The organism is Pseudoxanthomonas sp. F37 (assembly GCF_022965755.1).
Taxonomy (GTDB): domain Bacteria; phylum Pseudomonadota; class Gammaproteobacteria; order Xanthomonadales; family Xanthomonadaceae; genus Pseudoxanthomonas_A.
Map to the genome: position 1 here is coordinate 2,250,027 of NZ_CP095187.1, position 16,623 is coordinate 2,266,649.

Here is a 16,623-nt window from a genome sequence, read left to right on the forward strand (position 1 = left end):
CAGGCGCGTCCGGCGCGCCCTCTCCAGCCTGGTCTTCGCGCCACGCCCTGACAGCGGCTTGCAGCTTGTCGACCCGACGGGGATAGCGTCGGCCCGCGGCCACGGCACGAGCGCGCGCCTCATCCACCTGGGCCGAGGTCGGCTTCAGGCCGCCGCAGTCACCACGATCTCGATCAGCCAGCCAGGACGTGCCAGATGCGCCTGCACGGTCGCGCGCGGCGGCGCATGGCCTGCCGGGACCCACGCATCCCACACCCGGTTCATCGCTTCGAAATCCTGCAGGTCCTTCAGGAAGATCTCCGCGCGCAGGATCTTCGCCTTGTCGCTGCCGGCGCGCGCCAGCAGCGCGTCGATCTCGGCAAGCACCTGCTGGGTCTGGCCGGCGATGCCCTGGGTGGCGTCCTCGGCCACCTGCCCGGCCAGGTAGATCACGCCATTGTGGATGGCCATTTCCGACAGCCGCGGGCCTACGTCGAAGCGCTGGATCATGAAGTCGTTCTCCGGTGTGTCGTCGAAGCTTAGCGCCCCACTCCATCGTCCGCACGACCGATGGCCCGGTGGAGCCAGGCGCCGGCCAGCAGCATGGCCGACACGATCAGCGCGACCAGCAGTTTCTGCACCCATCCATGCCCGGCCGGCGGCCACAATGCATGCACCCACAGCAGCACGAAGCAGGCGACCGACCAGGTGGCGGCCAGCGGGAAGCGGTGGCGCCATGCCGCATCCAGGCGGAAGCGCCAGGCCTGCAGCACCATGCCGCTGACCACGCACAGGAAGGCGGTGATGGCGCAGACAGGGTGGAACATCCGGTGGAAGTCCGGCGCCACCTGCGGCAGCCATGAGTCTCCGATGGCCACGCCCGCCAGAGCGAGCGCACCGGTACTCAGAAGGAGGACCGGCGCAGCGCTGCGCGCCCGCGGCGCCAGCTGCACGTACAGGCCCATCGCCAGCGCCACGATCGCAACGGCCAGCAGGCAGTACATGGTCCGCAGCAGCAGGCCGTACGGACCCAGCAGGTATTGGCTGAGCGTCGCCTGCTGCCATGCCAGGTCATCGCGTACGAGTTGCAGGCCGCCCGCCACGCCCAGGAACAGCAGCGCCCCGAGGATCGCCAAGCGCGCCGCCAGCCTGGCGGCGCCGCGGTGCATGGGCTGCGGGTACGGGGGGGCGGTGTCCGACATGTACGGGCCGGTGACGGGAGGGCCCGGGATTATCCCGGAACTCAAGAATCACCGGCACCGGCCGCTGGGGTGGCAGGCCTGCGCGACGTGCCTGCCGTCACGCTTTGACCTACACTCCGGCTTCTCCCGGCCTGCCGGGGATGGCCGCCATGAGCAAGGGGACTCTTCGCGCCAATGCCTTCCGATACACCGCCGCCCGGCGCCGATCCGGCGCGCCACGCCCAACGCCTGCCGCGCCGGATCCACCGGCTGCGCATGCTGGGCATGGGCCTGGCGGCGTTGCCCATCGGCATGGTGCTGCTGGAGAACCAGGCCGGCACCGGCCACTGGGGCTTCCTGCTGTTCACCACCGTGCTGTGGCCGCAGTTGGCGCTGTGGCTTGCGCTGCGCCACCGCGAGCCCTTCCGCGGCGAGATCCGCAACCTGCTGCTGGATTCGATCCTGGCGGGGATGTGGGTACCGCTGATGGCATTCAACCTGCTGCCCAGCGTCATGCTGGTGACCCTGGCCACGGTGGACAAGATCAGCACGGGCATCGACAGGCTCTGGTACTGGTCGCTGCCGCTGATGCTGGCCGGCGGCGTGGCGGCCGGGCTGATCACCGGTTTCGAGCTGCGGCCGGTCACCAGCATGGCGGTGATGATCGCCTGCCTGCCCATGCTGCTGATCCACTCCATCGCGGTCAGCCAGGCCAGCTACCGGCTCGTCCGCAAGGTGAAGCGCCAGAACCGCCAGTTGGACGAACTGAGCCGGCGCGACACCCTGACCGGCCTGGACAGCCGGCGGCACTGGCAGGAGCGCGCGTCCGCGCTGCTGGAACAGTGCGCGGCGACCGGCGACCCGGCCACGCTGCTGATGATCGACATCGACCACTTCAAGGCGATCAACGACCGCCACGGCCATGCGGCCGGCGACGACGTGCTGCGCGCAACGGCGGAAGTGATACGCCACAGCATCCGCGGGCAGGACGACGCGGGCCGGCTGGGCGGCGACGAGTTCGCGGTGGTGCTGCGCCATACGGACGTGGAGGCGGCTGCCACGGTCGCCCGGCGCATCCGCGAAGGCGTGGAGGCGCTGCGCGTGCAAAGCGCGCCGGGGCTGCGGCCCACGGTGAGCCTGGGCCTGGCACAGGCCATGGCACCGCAGGAGGGGCTGCGTGCGTGGATGGAAGCGGCCGACCGCGCGCTTTACCGGGCCAAGAGCGCGGGCCGCAACCGGCTGGCGGTACACGAGGGCCTGGAAGCCTCCATCGACACCCCCTGAGGCGGGGTGTCAGGCGCCGATGTGTTCGCTGCGTTCCCGCTGCGGCAGTTCCAGCACGTTGCTGGCGGCACGCGCCGGTTCGTGCTCGTGTTCGTTCTCGTGCACGCACACGCGGTTGCGGCCCAGGTGCTTGGCGCGGTAGAGCTGCCTGTCGGCATGGGAGAGCAGCTTTGCCAGGCTGTAGCCGGACTGCACGCTGGAGGTCACGCCGAAGCTGCCGGTGATGGCGAACACGTGGCCGGTTTCGCGGGTGTCGAGCTGGGCCAGGCGCAGGCGGCAGTCTTCGGCCACGCGGGCGGCGGCGCGCAGGTCGCAGCCGTACATCAGGATGGCGAATTCCTCGCCGCCCAGGCGGCCCAGCACGTCGATGCGCCGGCAGAAGCCCTTGCTGGCCTCGGCCACTTCCTTCAACGCCCAGTCGCCGGTGCCGTGGCCGAAGCGGTCGTTGATGTTCTTGAAGTGGTCCAGGTCGTACATGATCAGCGCGGCCTGTTCGCCGTTGCGGGCGCATTCGGCCAGCGCGCGCTCGGCGCGGATGGTGAAGTGGTGGCGGTTGCAGATGCCGGTCAGCGCGTCGGTCTCGGCCATCTTCTTCAGCGACAGCTGCACGCGCTTGATCTTGAACGCCCAGTAGCCGATGGATGCCACCAGCACGATCAGCAGCATCACGATCAGCCGGTTGTTCTGCGCCGCCTGCTGGTCCACCTTGCGCTGCAGCTGCAACACCTGGTTCTGCTGGTCCAGCAGGTTGATCTGCTGGGTCTTCTGCAGGGTTTCCTGGCGCACGATCTGGTAGGCCAGCTCGCGGGCCTTTACTTCGTTGAGGTAGGCCTTGTCGGCTTCGGCGTAGTTCCGGTAGGCCGCCAGCGCGGCATCCGAGTCTCCACGGCGATCCGCGATCTCGTAGATGGCCCGATACGCCTTTACCAAAGGCAAAGTCGTATTGAGACTCGCACTCTGCGCGATGGTATCAAGAGCATATCGCTCAGCTGCTGCTGCGTTGCCGTTCTCCAGCATCAGTTCGGCAAGGGTGGATTTTACCTCCGCCAAGAGACGCGGGTAACGCGTCCGCTCCATCTCCGGCAGGTATTTCTGCAGCAATGCGATCGCACCGGAGCGGTCGCCGTTGGCAGCCATCTTCTTTGCCAGAGTTATGCGGATCAGGTTCGCTGCCGCCATCTCACCGCTTGCAGCGCACATGTTGACGCCATCGACGATCTGCTTCTGCCCAGCGCTCAGCCGACCAAGATACTGTAGTGATTCGAGCTCCACCTGTTTTGCCAGGCATTGGGTGCGAGCATCGGGGCTGTCGCGCTGGATATTGAGCGCATACTTGAGCGCAACCTCATGCTGGCCGATCTGGCTATTGATCAGTGCGGCAACACCCAGACCCTGATGCCTCAGTGCCTTCGACTTGACTTGATCGATGGCCCCGAGCGTTTGTTCAAGCTGCCTCAAGCCCTCGGTGAACTGCCTATTCACAGCATAGGCGTTCACTATCAGCGCTCCCACGCGAAAACGCATGTCCGGATCTTTGGATGTATCAAACAACCTCTTGGCTGTATCGATGGCCAGGTCATGCTTTCCTTGGAACGCATACGAATAGGCGTTCAAGTACTGGATGCGTTCTCCTTCCGACTCGGTCGCAGAACCAGCCTGCTCGTTAAGCCTCTCCAGGATTCGCCGGAACTTGGCCGGATCGGCGCTACGGGCCGTCTCCGCCTGTTCAAGAAGGCGAGTCAGCGAATCGGACGCGCCAGCATCGAAGCTGGCGCATACGAAAGAGAAGAAGACAAGAGCAACTGCCGGCCTAAAGAACGTCATAAGAACTCCTACCTTCCTGAAGGAGCCCGCGGAGTAAATTACTCCTGCGGGGACTCTTCTTCCCCTTGTTCATCACCGTCCGGCAAATTCTCGTCCTCGCGCGCCGGCTCCTGATCTGGGGCCCAGATCATGCACATCATTGCCGCTCGCCCCCCCATTGCTTCGCTGAGCATAGCGACATCCCTCAAGGTGAGGGCCTCACGCTGCGCCTCATCGATCTGCAAAGCGGCGACCTCAGCAGCGTAGGTCTCAGAAGACACGTCCTGAGACCTGCTTCCCAATGACTCAAGAAAACCGACTACGTCCGTCACGTGCATCCCCTAATCTAGATGAAATTCGCAAGCACAAACCCAGATTCCGACAACCGGCATCTGGCCCCCGTAAGGGGAAAGGAAGCACCCCCGCCACCATTTCCCCTTCTGTTACAAGACATTACCGGCTTTTGTCGGACGTTGCCACTAGGTTGCCTGGCTTTCCAACCCCTCCATCCTACGGAAGGCCCATGAGGGATTGGAGGCGACTGACCACCAAATCATTGGGCGTCATCGGCTGAGATGGCTCCACTACCAGGGTGCTGGCCGGCGAAAGGGTTACCTCCACAAGCTGTTTCAGGCCGCATTTGACTATCCGCGGCCGGCTAATGGGCAAGGTTGCTGCTTCATAGATGACTAGCGGATGCCCAGGGGGATAGTGCTCTGAAAGCAGTTCCACCAGCACTTCACGAATTTTGGGGCCCGTGGAGAGCTTGGCGAAACTGTTGTCCCCCGCCACCCCGATCTGCCACAGGATAAGGTAGGCCGAAGGGTCGATCCGCCGCTGGTAGAACATGAACTGGCTGGCCTCGTAGTGCTGGCAGCCATAGGTACCGGGATCGATCCCGAGGTCCGCATACAGGCAATCCTCGGCGGATACCGCGGCCTCCATGACCGCCTCGTACCCTTCCTCCCGCGCCTGGGTCACCGCCCGGTGCGGCACGACGGCGAACACGCCCGGATGACCGTAGAACGCGCCGCAGACCCGACGTCCCGCCCGCACCTCTTCCATCATGGCCGCTACCATCTCGCGGTAGGTCTCGGTCCGCGGCTTGCCCTCGGCATAGAACGGCTGAAGACTGCGCACGTCCCGGTTCATGCCCTGTACCCACAACTCCACCAGTGGATCGGACACCGCCACGAACACCACGTCGGCTTCTTCGATATGACTGCGCGCACGCGGCCCGATATGCGCGCCCAGCATCATGCCGGTGCCCACGCAGGCCAGACTCCCCTTCTTCATCTCGTCCCCTGTTTCAGATCATTCGGATGGCGCAGTCTTGGGCGCCCTCGTTTGCATACCGCCGGCGCGTTGCCAGCGCCGACGGGTCCGCTCCCAGCGCACTTCCCCGCCCTTACTCCCCTCGGCGGGAATACGTCGGAAATCCAGCTTCCGCATCAGACCTTCCGCGCCCCCATTCACCGTCCGATGGCGAGTGAACACCGTATCCACCCCACCCTCGGAGAACGCGAAGTCCATCAGTCGGCGGATGATCTCGGTCGCGACACCGGCATTGTGGTACTGCGGCCAGATCAGCGCGCCGATCTCGGAGCCGCCCTCCCGCGCGACCAGTGCAAGCAGCCCCCATTCCTCGCCCGTCGAACGATCCACGACCACCCAGGCCTGATAGCCGCCATCCGTTCTCTGAGTGAATGCCAGCACCTTGTCAAAGGCACTGCGCGCCGCCGGAAGTGTCAGCGCATCACCCACGTGCCGCATTACCTCAGCGTTTGTGTAGAGCGCGATGTAGAGCCCGTCGTCGTGCGCCTTGAGGGGTCGAAGGCGGAACCGGGCGGTTTCAAGCGGGAGTGCTCCTAGTGGCGGGGCACCAGTGATGCATCCACTCACCCCACCTGCCCCCGCGCCCACCGCACAATCGCCTCCGCCGGCATCGCGCCGCTCTGGCGCGCGATCTCGCGGCCGCCCTGCAACAGCACCATGGTCGGGATGCTGCGGATGCCGAACCGGTTGCCCAGTCCCGGGCTGGCCTCGGTGTCCACCTTGGCCAGCCGCATCGTGGGCTCCAGCAACCCGGCGGCGCGCTGGAAGTGCGGCGCCATCTGCAGGCACGGGCCGCACCAGGGCGCCCAGAAATCCACCAGCAGCGGCAAGGTGCCGCGCAGCGCGTGGCGGTCGAAATCCGCCTCGCCCAGCGCCAGCGGCATGCCGGTGAACAACGGATGGTGGCAGCGCCCACAGGCGGGGGCCTCCGCCAGGCGCGCCAGCGGCACCCGGTTCATCGCGGCGCAGTGCGGACAGGCGATCAGGGGGTCTTCGGCGCTCATGCCGGCATCCTACCGCCCACGCCTCCGCCGCGTCACCGCGCCCGTACCCGCCGCCCCCCTCCCTCCGTATGGTGGGCGCACCTGCGACGCCGAGCCCGTCACGACCACGCCTCACGGCGAGGACATCCATGCGTCGCCGGCCGGCGGCCATGCCGCACTGCGATTCGGGCCTACACTCGGGCCACGCGGACGCGTCCCCGTGCGGGACCCGGAGGTGGACCATGTGGACGAAGTGGCTTGGCGCCCTGCTGCTGGCGTCCTGGGCCTTGGCGGCACGTGCCCAACCCGCCCCACCGCCCGCCCCCGCCGACGTGCTGGCGATCCCCGCGGCGCTGAAGCAGCAGTTCCGCGAACAGGTCATCGACCCCACCCGGCTGCCGAATGCCCGGCTGGAGCGGATGGTCGACTTCCTTTTCAGCCCTCAGGGACTGGGCATGACCTACGACGCGGCCGCCAACCATACCGTGGCGCAGGCCTACGCCACCCGCAAGGCCAACTGCATGAGCTTCACCCTGCTGACCGTGGCCCTGGCGCGCGAAGCCGGGCTGGAGGCCTACGGCCAGCAGATCGAAGAAACGCTGGCCTGGCGGCGGGACCAGGACACGCTCTACCGCACGCAGCACGTGAACGCCGGGGTGCGCATCCGCGGGCGCAGGCTGACCATCGACGTGGCATGGAACGAGGTCATCACCCGCAGGCCGCCGCAACCCATTGGCGATGAACGCCTGGTCGCCCACTACTACAACAACCGCGCCGCCGAGCTGCTGGAGCACGGCGCGGTCCAGGACGCCTTGCGCCACGCCGGGATGGCCCTGCAGCTGGACCCGGGCTATGCCACCAGCTGGAGCAACGCCGGGGTGATGCATCTGCGCAACGGCGACCCCGCACGCGCGCAACAGGCGTACCGGCAAGCGCTCGCCCTCGATCCGGACCACCCCGGCGCGCTGTTCAACCTGGTGGCCTTCCATCAGCGTGCGGGCCAGCAGGATGCCGTGCGGCCGCTGCAGGCCCGGCTGGACGCGGTGCAGGCGCGCGACCCGTTCCATCATTTCCTGCTGGCCACCGGCTTCGAACGCGACGGCGACCTGCAGCGCGCCGTCCGCCACTACCGCCAGGCCATCGCGCTGCACGATGGCGAGCACCGCTTCCACTTCGGCCTGGCACGCGCCTACTTCCTGCTGGGCGACAGCCGGCGTGCCGGCCGGTCGCTGGCGCGGGCGCGCGAACTGAGCCAGGGCGACACCCGGCGGCTCTACCAGGCCAAGCTGGACGTGCTGCGCGCAGGCGAACGCTGACCTGCCCGACGGGGCCGTGCCCCTCCCGGGGCACAGCCCCACGGGGACCTATTTCAGCTTCAACTGACGGACCAGGTTGCTGCCCAGGATCTGCCGCATCTTGCCGCGGTCGGCGTAGGCGGTGTTGGCCTGCGTCGTGTTCTGCCCGGTGACCTTGCTGGACACCGCTTCGGACCGGTCGCGCAGGCCATCGAAGGCGGCCATGTTCGGATACACGACGGTCAGGTAGAGATCCGGCTCGTCGGGCCGGCGCGCCTGCGTGGAGTACACCGCGTAGTCCAGGATGATGCCGGCTTCCTTCTGCGCCTCCATGACACGTTTGTACTGTCCTTGCAGGTGCGCCATGTAGTTGTCGAACTGGCCGTCCATGACCTTGACCGCGGTGACTTCCATCACCGGCCCTTCGGTGTAACTGCGGTCCTGCGCGGACAGCGGGAGGCACAGCGCGTACAGCAGCAGCGCCCACAGCAATGGCAAGCTTTTCATGTCGGATTCCTCGTTCGGTGCCCGCCGGATGATTCCGGGTGCCCAGCTGAACGCGGCGCGGCACCCCGCGTCGGCCATGCACGCGGAGCAATCCGGCGCCCGGCCGACGAACGCGCGCCGCGGCGAGCCTGTATTACATAGTTGCGCTACACCGTCACGCCCGGCATGGCGCGGCACCGGCCCGCGGGCCCGGCTAATCCGCCAGCGACCATTCGCCCAGGCACTGGTAGTCCGGCTCGCCCTCGACGCCCTGCAACAGGTGCACGGCCTGCGGATGCAGCACCACCGGCGGCACGTCCACCGGCGCGGTGCGCGGGGGGACATAGGCCAGCGTCAGGTGCGGCACGAAGCTGCGGCCCAGCGGCTGCCGGAACCCGGCCCGCAGCAGCCGCTGCTGCAACCCGCGCCAGAACGCCACCACCGCCGGCGAGGGATGCAGCGCCGCCAGCGTCAGGGCCGGGTTCTTCGGATTGCCCAGGCACAGCAGGTGGTCCAGGGTGATGCCCAGCGGCTCGGGTTGCCAGTCGCGCATCGCCTCGTGCGCAGCGGTCACCAGGTCCTCGCGCGGCCCCTCGCTCTCGCCCAGGAAATGCAGGGTCAGGTGATAGCGCTCCGGGCGCACCCAGCGCGCTTGCGGAAAGGCGGCCTGCAGGTCTTCGGCGCGGTGCCGGAGGGCCTCGCGCTCACCGGCGGAAGGCACCAGGGCGAAGAACAGGCGGTGCAGCCGGCCCGGCTGCGGGCCGCCGAACAGATCGCCTTGCTGGGATGACGCGGGGGTGGCGGGCATGACGCGAACGGCGTGGGGACAGCGACGATGGGCTGCATCATCGGCGCGATGCGCAAGCCGCGCAAGCCACGACAGGCCGGACGGTGGAGGTTGCACAGCGGCGCGAAGGCGCGATCGGCCACCCTGCCTTCCATCCGCCATCATCTTTTCAGCCGTGGCGCGGCATGCGCCCTTCTTCTCAGACTGGGCGCATTGCGCCATCGGTCGACCATGCCCGACGCGAACGAATCGAGCGCGCCCACCGACGCCTGCTCACATCGGCCTTACAAGCGCTTCGCGCACTGCGCACGTTGATGAACGCCACGTGCGAACGGTCACGCGGTGTTGATGCCGCGTGCGTCACGGTGTCCTGCAAGGGCACCACACCCTGTCCAACACATTCCCCTAAAGGAGTTCTCATGAACACGCAGAAGAAGATCCAGCACAGCCTCAACGATCTGATCGAGATCGCGCGCGACGGGCACGACTTCTACACCGAAGCCGCCGGCAAGGTGAAGGATGCCGAACTGTCCGCGCTGTTCATGCGGATCGCGGGCGTGAAACAGGACATCGTGGCCCGCCTCAGCGCCGTGGTGGCCTCCGCCGGTGGCGAGCCCGCCGAGCACGGCACGATGGTGGGCAGCATGCAGCAGTTCTACGCCAAGGTCCGCGCCGCGCTGGGCGACACCACCTATGGCTACGTCGCCGAGCTGGAAGAATCCGAAGACCGCCTGCTGAAGGCCTTCAACGAGACCATCGGCGACGACGACACCCCTGCCGCCGCGCGCGCCGAGGCGCAGGCGCTGCTGCCCAGCGTGCGCGAGTGCCACAACGTCATGCGCGATCGCAAGCAGGTGCTGAAGCGCGCCAGCTGATCCAGGCCCGCTGCATGACGACAGAAGCCCCGCCGATGCGGGGCTTCTGTCGTGCGCAGGGTGACCGCCAGCGGGTCAGCGCAGCTGGCTGTCCTTGCTGCCGCGGCGGTTGTAGGTGGCGATGCCCTGGGCCTCCGCGTCCGCCGCCTCCTGGCAGGCCACGCACAGCCGTACGCCGGGCACGGCCTTCTGCCGCGCAGCGGGAATCGGCTTCCCGCATTCCTCGCAGTGGGTCAGGCTGGGGCCCTGGGGCAATGCGCGGCGCGCGCGTTCGATGCCGTCCTTGACGGTCGCATCGATCTGGTCCTGCACGGCGCCATCGCCGGCCCATCCGGTTGCCATGGTCGTCTCCTCGCGGATCCGGGTCGCGGGTCCAGCTTACGCCACCCTCGGACCCGGGTCTTCACCCGTCAGGATGGGGTCGCGAAGGTCCCGCTTCAAGCGTTCGCCAGGGCGTAATCGATCGCCGCCACCACCGCGGCCACCTGGGCATCGTTGCACTGCTGCGGCGTGGCCTTCGGGCTGTCCGGATAGACCTCGGTGATGGTGGTGTAGCGCGCATCGGTGATGCCGGTGCACAGGCCGAGCGACCTGACCGGATACTCGATCACGCCTTCGGCCACCACCGGCGAACCGATGATCTGGCCCCGCGCGTCGGCCGGCGCGATGTGGGTGACGGCGGCCACCGCGGCGATCACCGCGCGCTGGAACGCCGGCTGCCGGCGCTCGCTGTCGTCCACCAGGTAGAACCCGTCCGGGATCCCGCCCGGCTCGAACGGCTTGCCGTCGCGCGCGGCCAGCGCGGGGCGGAACTCGGATTCGTCGCTGTCGGTGGTTTCATGCAGGTCGATATGCATCAGCACCCGCTCCCTGAGCGGCTCGACCAGGGCCATCAGCGCCGCCGACTCCTGCGCGGGACTGCCGGCACGGAAGGAACGGTTGGGGTCCAGCGCATCGGCATTCCAGCGATGGATGCGCTCGTAGCCCCACGGACTGACGCACGGCACCACCAGCAGGTTGGCCCTGCCCGCATAGTCGCCGGCGCGCTGTTCGAGGAACTGCAGCGCGCCATGCACGCCACTGGTCTCGTACCCGTGCACGCCGCCGGTGACCAGCATCAGCGGCAGCGCATCGTCCCAGTCGCGGCTGCGGACCGCGTGCAGCGGATAGGTTTCGCCGGGACCATAGTCGATCGTGCCGTACTGCCGCACGTCGAAGCGCCCGCGCAATGCGTCGACCGCCATGCCGACATCGTCCACGTACCGGCGCCGCACGCGCTGCTGCGCGCGCCACAGCGCCTTTTCTGCCGCGCCCCACGGCTGGCCCGGGGTACCGATGGGATGGAAGCGCTCTGGCAGGTTCATGGCGACGTCGGCGTGCGGATCGAGGGGCCCGCACTATACCAGCGGGGTCCGCGATGCCGGATGCACTGTCCTCCACGGGCCATCGCGGCGAAAATGCGGAACTGCTTGCTGCGCATGACGCTTCTATGCCCCGCTACACCGGCCCCCTGCTGACCCGCGACACCGCCCTCGCCTTGCTCGCCGCCCATGATCGTGGCCAGGCGCACTGGGCGGGCTCGCTCGACCTCGGCCGTACCCAGGGCGAGGCGCTGCTGGAGCAAGACGGCTGGCGCTGGCACGGGATCGCCTACCCGTATCCAGGCACGCTCAAGGACCGGACGCTGTACTGGTGGGATGGCGAGGACTTCGCGCCGGTGTCGCGCTATGCGGGCTCGCTGATCAAGCTGGTGCCCACCGGATGGGGCGTGCCCACGTTCGAGATCGACGGCATCAAGATGCTGCCGACCTCGAAGGAATCGCCGCTGGACGATGCGCGGCGCAAGGTCGCGCTGGTCGAACCGCGCGGCAAGGCGGTACTGGATACCTGCGGCGGCCTGGGATACTTCGCCGCCTGCTGCCTGACGGCCGGTGCCGCACGTATCCGCTCGTTCGAAAAGAACGAGGACGTGCTGTGGCTGCGGAGCCTCAACCCGTGGTCGCCGGACCCGGACGCACCCGAGCACGGCGGTCGTCTGGAACTGGCGCAGGCCGATGTGTCGCACGCCATCGCCGCCGTCGCCGATGCGTCCATCGATGCCGTGCTGCACGATCCGCCGCGCTTCGGCATCGCCGGAGAACTGTATTCGCAGGCGTTCTACGACCAGCTGGCGCGCGTGCTGCGCCGTGGCGGCAGGCTGTTCCACTACACCGGCAGTCCCAACAGGCTCACCAGCGGGCGGGACGTGCCGGGCGAGGTGGCGAAGCGGCTGGAGAAGGCCGGATTCAAGGCGGAACGGGCATTGGACGGCGTGGCCGGCGTGCGCCGCTGACGGCATCCAGACCGGCCTTCACGCCGGCCAGGTCCGGCCCCGCACCTGCGTGCCCCGAAGACGGGCATCACGCTTGCGCGATGGTGCGTTGCAGCTTTCCCCTTTGGCCAATGCCCCCGCGCGGGGGCTTGTGGCCCACTGCCGGCACTTCACACCGGAGGTGCCGTCGATGTCGATCGCTGCGCTGTTGTGTGGTTCCGCTCCGCGTTCCCGTGCGCACGGCACGGGCCTGGTGCTCGCTTCCCTGCTCCTGCTGCTGGCCAGCGGCCCTGCGCTGGCGCTGACCGAAGTCACCGGCTTCGGCAGCAATCCCGGCAACCTGCGCATGCACAAGTACGTTCCCGCCGGCCTGCCGGCGGATGCGCCGCTGGTGGTGGCGCTGCATGGCTGCGCGCAGTCCGCGTCCAACTACGACGCCGAGACGGGCTGGGAACTGCTGGCCAACCGCTTCGGCTTCGCCCTGCTGCTGCCCGAGCAGCAGACCGGCAACAACAGCAGCCGCTGCTTCAACTGGTTCGAGACCGCCGACACCACGCGTGGCCAGGGCGAACCGCTGTCGATCAGGCAGATGGTCGACCGCATGATCGCCGACCACGCGATCGATCCCGCGCGCGTCTACGTCACCGGCCTGTCCGCCGGCGGCGCGATGACCTCGGTGATGCTGGCCACCTACCCCGACGTGTTCGCCGGCGGCGCGATCGTGGCGGGCATCCCTTACCGCTGCGCGACCACCCAGACCGCGGCCTTCGGCTGCATGAATCCCGGCAGCGACCTGACGCCGGCGCAATGGGGCGCGAAGGTACGCGCCGCCAGCGGCTGGACCGGGCCGTGGCCGATCGTCTCGATCTGGCATGGCGATGCCGACTACGTGGTGCGCCCGGCCAACCTGGCCGAGAGCCTGGACCAGTGGGCCGACGTGCACGGCATCGACACCGTGGCCGACGCCACCGACACCGTCAGCGGCTATCCGCACAAGGTCTACAAGGACGCGGCCGGCAACGCCAGGGTGGAGACCTATGTCATCACCGGCATGGGCCACGGCACCCCCGTCGATCCGGGCACCGGCGAAACGCAATGCGGCACGGCGGGCGCCTACATCCTGGACGCGAACATCTGCTCCAGCTACCACATCGCCCGTTTCTTCGGCCTGGACGACCTGGACGGCGTGCCGCCGACCGTGGCCCTGACCTCGCCCGTCGATGGCGCCGCCGTCAGCGGCACGGTGACGCTGGCGGCCACGGCCAGCGACGACATCGGCGTGGCGCGCGTGGACTTCCTGCTGGACGGTGCCCTGTTGGGCAGCGATGCCAGCGCGCCCTACAGCCTGGCCTGGAACAGCAGCGGCACCAGCGACGGTGCGCACGTGCTGCAGGCGCGCGCGCTCGACCTCGCCGGCAACACCGGCACGTCGGCCGCGGTGAACGTGGGCGTCAGCGGCGGCACCGGCGGCGGCGCGCCGGTCACCGTCGTGTTCAACAACCAGGACGCCAACGACGGCTACGTGAAGGCCAGCGCGAGCGGCGGCAGCCCCGCCGTGGGCACGTTGGAGGCCTACTACGGCCTGGCGATCGGTCGCGGCACCGACGGCAACCACAATCGCACGGTGCTGTCCTTCGATACCTCGTCGCTGCCGGACAACGCCGTGGTCACCTCGGCCACGCTGACCGTGGCCTATCGCAGCGCGAGCGGCGACCCATGGAGCAATCCCGCCGGCAACACGCTGGTGGTCGACGTGCACAGCGGCTACCTGGGGACATGCACCATCGAAGCGGCGGACTGGGCGGCCGCCACGACCACGACCCACAGTGCGCAGGTGCCGGCCTTCAGCGGCGGCAACCAGACCAGCACCGTGTTCGACACCGCCGGGCGTGCGGCGATCGACCGCACCGGCCGCACCCAGCTGAAGTTGCGCTTCGCCGCCAACCCCACCGCGACGCACTACGTGTGGATCGACCGCGGTGCGACCGCCAAACTCTCGGTCACCTACACGCTGCCCTGACCTGCGAGGCCTGCCGCCGCATCATGGCGGCGGCATGATCTTCCAGAACATGCCTGCCCCCAGCTTCACCGACTGCAGCGGCTTGCGCCGCGCCGCGGGCTGGTTGGCGCGGAACATCTCGCGGATGTCGCCCATCACCTTGTCCGACTCCATGAAGTAGGAGTGCGCCAGCATGCTCTGGTCCACGCCGGAGACGTCGATGGTGTCCACGCCGCTCACCAGCACCACGCCTTCGCTGGTGTCGCCGGCGCGCGGCCCGCGGTTGACCTGCTTGGACGCCTTCAGCGCCAGGTCCTCCGACGAGGCGTAGAGGGTGACGCGCCCGCTTGCCTGCTGCAGGGCGGGCGCGAGTTCGGTGCGGAACACCTGCGCATCGATGTCCGGTGCGGCCAGGATGATGCCGCGGAAGCGCCCGCGCAGGTCGGGCCGCTTCGCCACCAGGTTGCGCAAGGCCTGGGTCAGCCCGCGCGTGCCCATGCTGTGGCCGATGATGTAAAGGTTCTGCGCACCGGAACGGTCGGCCATGTCGGCCAGGAAGCCCTCGATCATGGGTACCGAGCGCGCGATCGTCTGCTCGTCGGTGAAGTAGCCCGCCAGTGCCGCCTGCGACGGCCAGCTGTAGAACACCGGCGCGCCGTCGAAACGCAGGTCGTACGCCAACTGCGCCGTGCGCCGGGCGGCATCGCGGAAGCTGACGTTGTAGCCGTGCATGAAGACGAAGGCGTTGTGCCCGCGGGATGCGCCCACGCGCTCGTACAGGCGGGCGAAGAACGGCGACTTCTCCAGCCGCGCCACGTCCTTCAGGATGATGTGCTGCTTGGGATCCTCCTTGAATTCCAGCAGGTACCAGCGCGGCGATTCCAGCTCGCCCGCCACGTGCGACTTCGGGATGCTGATGCGTGCCGTGCCGTAGGCCAGTTGGCGCGCCGGCGCGGCCGTGTAGCGGTCGCCCGGCGGCAGGCTGGCGAACGCCGCCGCGGGCGCGCGGTTGGTGGCGTAGAACACGTCGACGTCGACGAAATCCTGTCGTGGCGGCCTGCCGGACTGCGCGGCCTCGCGTTCCCGCGCGGCCCGCTCGGCAGCCTGCCGCTCGCTGTCCGCCGCGCGTTCCTGCCGGGCGCGGGCTGCCGCTTCCGCTGCCGCCCGCCGCGCGGCCTCGGCGCGCGCAGCGGCTTCGGCCGGGCTGCTTGAAGACGGCGGCGGCGGCGGCGGCGGCGGCGGCGGTGGAGGAAGTGGTGGTGGTGGTGGCGCTGGAGGCGGCGGTGCCGGGATCTCCTCGGGCGGAGGCGGCGGCTCATGGACGACGCGTTTCGAACAGCCGGCCAGCACCAGGGCCGCCAGCAACAGGCAGAGCATTCGCCGCATTCATCACCCCATCGAAGGACGCCATGGCCGTCCACGTCCCCCGGGGACGGCCCGCGCAGCGATGGTATAGCAGCCCGCAAGGGCGGCGCGAACGCCGGCGCCCCTGCCTTCTGTGCGCCGGCCCGCGCATTCCGGCGACCTGGCAGGTGCCCGCGGCGGTGCGAAGTCCTTGAAAACAGGCGTTTGGCCCCCGTCCCCGCACGCCCGGCGGTAATGCGGGCTATCGTGTACGCCTGCGGACCGCCCAGCTGATCCGTCTCCTCCTTACTTCCGGATACCCCCTGCCCATGGCAAAACCCAACTACTCCTTCGAAAAACGCCAGCGCGAACTGGCCAAGAAAAAGAAGAAAGACGAAAAGGACGCCAAGAAGCGCGCCGAGCGCGATGCGGCCCGTCCCGACGCCAATCCCGATGCGACCGGATCCGACGCCGCCACCGAATGAGTGAGGGCACCCCCACGGCACCGCAGGTCTGGGTGGATGCCGATGCCTGCCCGGGCCCGGTGAAGGACATCCTGTTCCGCGCCGCCGAGCGCGCCCAGGTGCAGGTCACCCTGGTCGCCAACCAGTGGTTGCGCACCCCACCCTCGCGCTTCATCCGCGCGCTGCAGGTGCAGGGCGGTTATGACGTGGCCGACGACGCCATCGCCGAGCGGGCGCGCAGCGGCGACCTGGTGGTCACCCAGGACATCCCGCTGGCGGCGCGCGTGCTGGCCAACGGCGCCCAGGCGATCAACCCGCGCGGCGACCGTTACACGCCGGACAACATCGCCGAGCGCCTGTCGATGCGGAACTTCATGGACGAGCTGCGCGGCGCCGGCGTGCAGACCGGCGGCCCGGCCGCGTTCAACGCGCGCGACCGCCAGGCGTTCGCCAGCCAGCTGGACCGCTGGCTGGCCGCCAGGCGCTGAGCCGATGCC

Annotated in this window: 20 protein-coding genes; 8 read left to right on the top strand and 12 right to left on the bottom strand. The window is 68.6% G+C overall.

The window, feature by feature from the left end; genetic code table 11:
• Window positions 1-144: 144 nt before the first annotated feature.
• Together MUU77_RS10395 and MUU77_RS10400 are read right to left on the bottom strand one after the other, a co-directional pair.
• A complete protein-coding gene (locus tag MUU77_RS10395) occupies window positions 145-489 on the bottom strand; it encodes a RidA family protein (protein ID WP_245086374.1) in 345 nt (114 codons plus the stop codon).
• 29 nt (window positions 490-518) lie between these two features.
• Entirely contained in the window at window positions 519-1,181 is a 663-nt protein-coding gene (locus MUU77_RS10400) for a DUF998 domain-containing protein (RefSeq protein WP_245086377.1), read from the bottom strand.
• 174 nt (window positions 1,182-1,355) lie between these two features.
• Between MUU77_RS10400 and MUU77_RS10405 the strand changes: the two genes are divergently transcribed.
• Window positions 1,356-2,444, top strand: coding sequence for a diguanylate cyclase (locus tag MUU77_RS10405; RefSeq protein ID WP_245086380.1), 1,089 nt, complete (start codon window positions 1,356-1,358; stop codon window positions 2,442-2,444).
• Between the two features lie 9 nt (window positions 2,445-2,453).
• Here the strand turns inward: MUU77_RS10405 and MUU77_RS10410 are convergent, their stop codons facing one another.
• The 5 genes from MUU77_RS10410 to trxC form a co-directional block, all read right to left on the bottom strand.
• The gene (locus tag MUU77_RS10410) at window positions 2,454-4,268 is read right to left on the bottom strand and encodes a GGDEF domain-containing protein (protein ID WP_245086383.1); all 1,815 of its coding nucleotides are present in this window, start codon (window positions 4,266-4,268) and stop codon (window positions 2,454-2,456) included.
• A gap of 38 nt (window positions 4,269-4,306) precedes the next feature.
• Complete coding sequence (locus MUU77_RS10415; RefSeq protein WP_245086386.1) at window positions 4,307-4,528, bottom strand: hypothetical protein; 222 nt, start codon at window positions 4,526-4,528, stop codon at window positions 4,307-4,309.
• A gap of 229 nt (window positions 4,529-4,757) precedes the next feature.
• On the bottom strand, window positions 4,758-5,543 hold the full coding sequence (locus tag MUU77_RS10420) for an SAM-dependent methyltransferase (RefSeq protein ID WP_245086389.1): 786 nt from the start codon (window positions 5,541-5,543) through the stop codon (window positions 4,758-4,760).
• A gap of 18 nt (window positions 5,544-5,561) precedes the next feature.
• Window positions 5,562-6,170, bottom strand: coding sequence for a GNAT family N-acetyltransferase (locus MUU77_RS10425; RefSeq protein WP_245086392.1), 609 nt, complete (start codon window positions 6,168-6,170; stop codon window positions 5,562-5,564).
• A complete protein-coding gene (trxC, locus tag MUU77_RS10430; protein WP_245086395.1) occupies window positions 6,146-6,586 on the bottom strand; it encodes a thioredoxin TrxC in 441 nt (146 codons plus the stop codon). Before trxC ends, MUU77_RS10425 begins: the two co-directional genes overlap by 25 nt.
• A gap of 221 nt (window positions 6,587-6,807) precedes the next feature.
• Between trxC and MUU77_RS10435 the strand changes: the two genes are divergently transcribed.
• The gene (locus MUU77_RS10435; protein ID WP_245086398.1) at window positions 6,808-7,881 is read left to right on the top strand and encodes a tetratricopeptide repeat protein; all 1,074 of its coding nucleotides are present in this window, start codon (window positions 6,808-6,810) and stop codon (window positions 7,879-7,881) included.
• Between the two features lie 48 nt (window positions 7,882-7,929).
• Here the strand turns inward: MUU77_RS10435 and MUU77_RS10440 are convergent, their stop codons facing one another.
• Window positions 7,930-8,367, bottom strand: a complete 438-nt coding sequence (locus MUU77_RS10440; protein ID WP_245086401.1) for a hypothetical protein — start codon at window positions 8,365-8,367, stop codon at window positions 7,930-7,932.
• A gap of 193 nt (window positions 8,368-8,560) precedes the next feature.
• Complete coding sequence (gene thpR / locus MUU77_RS10445) at window positions 8,561-9,154, bottom strand: RNA 2',3'-cyclic phosphodiesterase (protein ID WP_245086404.1); 594 nt, start codon at window positions 9,152-9,154, stop codon at window positions 8,561-8,563.
• Window positions 9,155-9,181: 27 nt separating this feature from the next.
• Between thpR and MUU77_RS10450 the strand changes: the two genes are divergently transcribed.
• Both MUU77_RS10450 and MUU77_RS10455 read left to right on the top strand, forming a co-directional pair.
• Window positions 9,182-9,448 carry a hypothetical protein gene (locus tag MUU77_RS10450; protein WP_245086407.1) on the top strand — a complete coding sequence of 89 codons (267 nt, stop codon included), beginning with the start codon at window positions 9,182-9,184 and terminating at the stop codon, window positions 9,446-9,448.
• Between the two features lie 104 nt (window positions 9,449-9,552).
• Complete coding sequence (locus tag MUU77_RS10455) at window positions 9,553-10,008, top strand: PA2169 family four-helix-bundle protein (RefSeq protein WP_245086410.1); 456 nt, start codon at window positions 9,553-9,555, stop codon at window positions 10,006-10,008.
• A 75-nt stretch (window positions 10,009-10,083) separates the two neighbouring features.
• On the opposite strand, the gene MUU77_RS10460 is transcribed toward MUU77_RS10455, so the two are convergent.
• Together MUU77_RS10460 and MUU77_RS10465 are read right to left on the bottom strand one after the other, a co-directional pair.
• The gene (locus MUU77_RS10460; protein ID WP_245086413.1) at window positions 10,084-10,350 is read right to left on the bottom strand and encodes a DksA/TraR family C4-type zinc finger protein; all 267 of its coding nucleotides are present in this window, start codon (window positions 10,348-10,350) and stop codon (window positions 10,084-10,086) included.
• 95 nt (window positions 10,351-10,445) lie between these two features.
• Window positions 10,446-11,372, bottom strand: coding sequence for a M14 family metallocarboxypeptidase (locus MUU77_RS10465; RefSeq protein ID WP_245086416.1), 927 nt, complete (start codon window positions 11,370-11,372; stop codon window positions 10,446-10,448).
• A gap of 125 nt (window positions 11,373-11,497) precedes the next feature.
• Between MUU77_RS10465 and MUU77_RS10470 the strand changes: the two genes are divergently transcribed.
• Together MUU77_RS10470 and MUU77_RS10475 are read left to right on the top strand one after the other, a co-directional pair.
• Window positions 11,498-12,340 (top strand): SAM-dependent methyltransferase, encoded by an 843-nt coding sequence (locus tag MUU77_RS10470; RefSeq protein ID WP_245086419.1) that lies wholly within the window; start codon window positions 11,498-11,500, stop codon window positions 12,338-12,340.
• A gap of 169 nt (window positions 12,341-12,509) precedes the next feature.
• A complete protein-coding gene (locus MUU77_RS10475; protein ID WP_245086422.1) occupies window positions 12,510-14,339 on the top strand; it encodes a PHB depolymerase family esterase in 1,830 nt (609 codons plus the stop codon).
• 21 nt (window positions 14,340-14,360) lie between these two features.
• On the opposite strand, the gene MUU77_RS10480 is transcribed toward MUU77_RS10475, so the two are convergent.
• On the bottom strand, window positions 14,361-15,695 hold the full coding sequence (locus MUU77_RS10480) for an alpha/beta hydrolase (protein WP_245086425.1): 1,335 nt from the start codon (window positions 15,693-15,695) through the stop codon (window positions 14,361-14,363).
• A 296-nt stretch (window positions 15,696-15,991) separates the two neighbouring features.
• Here MUU77_RS10480 and MUU77_RS10485 point away from each other — a divergent pair, with 296 nt between their 5' ends.
• Both MUU77_RS10485 and MUU77_RS10490 read left to right on the top strand, forming a co-directional pair.
• Window positions 15,992-16,147: a hypothetical protein gene (locus MUU77_RS10485; protein WP_245086428.1), complete on the top strand. Its 156-nt coding sequence runs from the start codon at window positions 15,992-15,994 to the stop codon at window positions 16,145-16,147.
• Window positions 16,144-16,614 carry a YaiI/YqxD family protein gene (locus MUU77_RS10490; RefSeq protein WP_245086431.1) on the top strand — a complete coding sequence of 157 codons (471 nt, stop codon included), beginning with the start codon at window positions 16,144-16,146 and terminating at the stop codon, window positions 16,612-16,614. The genes MUU77_RS10485 and MUU77_RS10490 overlap by 4 nt, the downstream gene beginning before the upstream one ends.
• The last annotated feature ends 9 nt before the right edge of the window (window positions 16,615-16,623 follow it).